The organism is Alcanivorax sp. (genome assembly GCF_014762765.1).
Classification (GTDB): Bacteria; Pseudomonadota; Gammaproteobacteria; order Pseudomonadales; family Alcanivoracaceae; genus Alcanivorax.
In genome coordinates this window covers 2,567-6,267 of sequence record NZ_JABURH010000098.1, presented here as the reverse complement: position 1 = coordinate 6,267, position 3,701 = coordinate 2,567, and the positions used below count along the sequence as shown (strand labels likewise).

Here is a 3,701-nt window from a genome sequence, read left to right as displayed (position 1 = left end):
GGGTAGAAACCGTTCACAAAGACCCCGGCGAGAATCACCACTTGCAGGGTAAGCGCGGCCAGCAAGGCCAGGCCCAGAGTGCGCTGTTTCATGCCTGTCCCTCCCCGCTTTCCGGCGCCACAAGACGCTGCTGGCGACGCCAATAGCGCGCCGCGCCATAGAGCACCGCCGCCGCCACCAGGAACATGGCCGCCGCGCCCAGGTAATCACCGAACAGATCCAGATAGCGCATCACCGCCAGCGCTAATACCAGGGCAATGCCGCTGTAGAAGAACTGGCTGAGTCCACGCCGCAAGCCCTCCTGAATCAGCACAATGGCCGACAATAACGCCAGCAGATTCACCGCCACCGCAAATAGCATGGCATCGTCCCGGCTCAACAAACCATGAATCGCCAGCATCACGAATGGCAGCAGCATGACCAGCAAGCGCCCGCCGGTCTGTCCCAGACGGCGAAACACCAACAATGATGACGCCAACAAGGCCGGCAGCAGCCCCAGCCACAACCCCGGGTCCGTCAACCCGGCCTGCTCATGGAGGTAACCTTCGGAGAATTCGCTGAACGTGAACGGCAGCAACAGCAACAGATAGCCCCGCAGGGTCCATAGTCCGATCAGACTGCCGGCCCGTTGCCAGTGCAAGGCAGGGCGACTGCCCAGCCAACAGACCAGCGCATAGAGCAACGCCAGCAGGCCCAGATTCAGGGTCAGATGCCCGGCCTCGAAATCCGGCCCGCGCGGGTAGCCATAGGCCCAGCCCAGCAACAGATTCAGCCAGCTCACCGCCACTGCCGCCAGCACCAGCATCAGCCCCGCGGACCGGGCCTGTACCGCCACCGTCAGCCCCACTGCCATGAACAAGGCCATGGCCCAGGGCGGCGAAAACTGCCCTTCGGCAAACAGCCAGAGCATGGCCACCGCCAGCATCAGCAGGGCAATCACCCGGCTACGCACCAGCCAGGCCATGGGCGCCACACCCAGTGCCCAGTAAAACAGGCCATCCGGGAAATGTTCGCCCAGGTGGTAGATCTGCGCGATCAGCATGATCGAGGCGCCATAGCTGATGCCGCCGAGAAACAGCCAGCCGATGCCCTCTCGGCGCTGCAGGTATTGATACATTCCCACCCCGTTCAACGCCACAGTGGTGGCAATCAAGCCCAGCATGCGTACTGCCCGGGGGATCGTCTCCCAGTTGGCTGACACCAGCAGCAGGATGGCCATACCGACAAATAACAAGGCCACAGTGACCAGCACCTTGTAGGCCAGTGAGCTGTCGGAATCGTCGTCCAGGCGGGTGCCGTAGCGGGCCAGAATGCGGTTGCCCTGGTCTTCACTGATATCGCCGTCATCCACCCACTGGCGACATTCGCTGCGCAGCTCGCGACGCAATAACCCGAGAAGTTGCATGGAGAGTTCCTTGTGCTTTTCTTCGATCAGACCTGACGAGGTGGCGAAAGGCAACGGCAGGGTGTTACGGAAAATGAGACAAGGCGTTCAATAGCGCCCCCTGTAGGAACGGAGCGTAGCGGAGTAACGCACGTCGTTCCGTGCGGCCCGAAGGGTGAGCGGAGCGAATAACACCTCTTGAGGTGCGAACCGCGCTTGCGCGGAAATCACCCGCAGAGCGATCAGGAATATCAGATCTCGACTGGTTCCAGAATGAATCTCGGACAACCTGGATTTATGTTGCCTCGCTACGCTCGGTTCGCACCTCAAGAGGTGCTCCTACATCCCCCCTGGCCAATGCCCGAATCGCGCCGCCAGCGACGCTCCTACGGAAAGGGAGAGGCTACACCGGCAGGCCGATGCGCTTGGCCTCCATGCGACGCAGGAACTCCAGCATCACCTGGCGATAAAGATCCTCGCCCAACCAGGCGTCTTCCACCCCGGCATCGATGTTCGGGTTGTCGTTCACCTCTATCACTACCACCTGGTCCCCGGACTGTTTCAGGTCCACGCCATAGAGACCATTGCCCATCAGCTTTGCGGCCTTGAGGGCGGCTTTCAGCACCTTGGGCGGGACTTCCTGTACCGGCAGGGTACGGCTGTTGCCGGATTCGGTCTTGCCGCCGCTCTGGTGGTGGTAGATCTGCCAGTGTCCTTTGCTCATGAAATACTGACAGGCGAACAGGGGCCGGTTGTTGAGCACGCCGATGCGCCAGTCGTAATCCGTGTACATAAAGGCCTGGGCCAATACCACCGACGACTGTTTCAGGTAATCCCGCAGGCTGGTGGCCAGCTCTTCGCGGGTCTTCACCTTGCTGATACCCCGGGAAAAACTGCCGTCAGGAATCTTCAACACCATGGGCAGTTTCAGCTCGTCGATCAGTCGGTCAATCTGCTCATCGTCATCGCTGAACACAAAGGCCGTGGGCGGCACCGGCACCCCATTGGCCTGCATCAGTTCCGCCAGGTAGATCTTGTTGGTGCAGCGCAGGATCGAACCCGGGTCATCCATCACCACCATGCCCTCCTGTTCTGCCTTGCGGGCGAACTGGTAGGTATGGTGATCCAGTGCGGTGGTCTCACGGATAAACAGACCGTCGTACTCACCCAGGCGGGTGTAGGCATCACGGCCGATCTGGTCCACGCGAATCCCCAGCTGACGTCCGGCCCGGATAAAACGCTTCAACGCCGCCTTGTCACTGGGCGGCAACGCCTCTTCCTCGTTAACCAGCATGGCCAGTTCGTAGCGGTCACTGCGGCGGCGGCGCGGATTTCGCCAGACACGGGCATTGAACTGCTCCAGGGCCTGGGCAAAGGCATCTTCCTCGGCCCCTTTCAGTTGCTTCAGGGCCAGCGGCTTCAAGGCTTCGATGGTCCACTGCTCGCGGCGGCGGAACTCCACCTTCAGCAACGGACAGGGCAACTGATCGAAAATCTGTCGACCCAGATCAGCCAGGCCTTCCTGGGTGGTATGGCCGAAGTACAGCATCAGCGAGAAGCGATCGCTGCCACTGCCCTTGCGCTTCATGGCCTTGTCCAGCGCCGCTTCGAACTGACCGAAATGCAGGCCATAAAGCGCCTTGCGGCTCAGGTCATTCACTGTTCGTACGGACGGCAACACCCGCTGCCCGCGAGCTTCCGCCAGCAGGGAACAGTAATAGCCGGGGCTGAGGTATTTATAGCTGCGGCACAGGTTGATCACCTGCACTTTCTTGTCGGTACAGACCGGTTGCTGTGCCTGCAGATACTCCCGGGCAGAGAGCAGATGGCGGGCGGGATAGTAGGCGGCCCAGTCTGCCGGGTCGTCGACCAGAATAATAACCTGACTCATGAAAAGCCCTGAAAAACGGAGGCACCGGAAGCGGCACCGATAACCGCGAATGTAGGGCCAGACAGGGAGGGGTAGCAAGGAAAATTTGAGGGGCAATGAATAGTTAATAATGAATAATTAATAACGTCGCGGAACAGGCTCCCAGGCCCTGAAACCACAGAAGCCGCGCCCAGAGTCTGGACGCGGCTTCTGTCGGTGAAGATCGCAACGCGCGGGCGCGCTGCGTTATTCATTATTAACTATTAATTATTCACTGCCTTTTTTCGCTCCCGGATGACCCGCTTTTTCCAGCGCGTCCTGGACTTCCGGCGGCATGTAGGTTTCGTCGTGCTTGGCCAGCACTTCTTCGGCCTCAAAGCGATTGGTGCTGATCAGGGTGCCGTTGGCGACGATGCCCTGCCCCTCACGAAACAGGTCCGGCAGGAT

At 60.2% G+C, this 3,701-nt stretch carries 3 protein-coding genes and 1 pseudogene; 1 reads left to right on the top strand and 3 read right to left on the bottom strand.

The features are described from left to right. Positions 1-88: 88 nt before the first annotated feature. The gene (locus HUJ17_RS05305; protein WP_290509696.1) at positions 89-1,405 is read right to left on the bottom strand and encodes a DUF2157 domain-containing protein; all 1,317 of its coding nucleotides are present in this window, start codon (positions 1,403-1,405) and stop codon (positions 89-91) included. Positions 1,406-1,657: 252 nt separating this feature from the next. Here HUJ17_RS05305 and HUJ17_RS16885 point away from each other — a divergent pair, with 252 nt between their 5' ends. Then, entirely contained in the window at positions 1,658-1,993 is a 336-nt protein-coding gene (locus HUJ17_RS16885; protein WP_366471165.1) for a hypothetical protein, read from the top strand. Here the strand turns inward: HUJ17_RS16885 and HUJ17_RS05300 are convergent. After that, positions 1,950-3,275 (bottom strand): annotated as a pseudogene (locus tag HUJ17_RS05300) (RimK family protein); the annotation flags it as partial. The gene HUJ17_RS16885 and the pseudogene HUJ17_RS05300 overlap by 44 nt on opposite strands. A 246-nt stretch (positions 3,276-3,521) precedes the next feature. After that, positions 3,522-3,701 (bottom strand): cytochrome c maturation protein CcmE (locus HUJ17_RS05295; protein WP_290509694.1); only part of this gene is annotated, 180 nt, incomplete at its 5' end.

Bases quoted from the DNA above. Each gene is read 5' to 3' on its own strand.
- HUJ17_RS05305 (WP_290509696.1), bottom strand. From the start codon at position 1,405: ATGCAACTTCTCGGGTTATTGCGTCGCGAGCTGCGCAGCGAATGTCGC.
- HUJ17_RS16885 (WP_366471165.1), top strand. From the start codon at position 1,658: ATGAATCTCGGACAACCTGGATTTATGTTGCCTCGCTACGCTCGGTTC.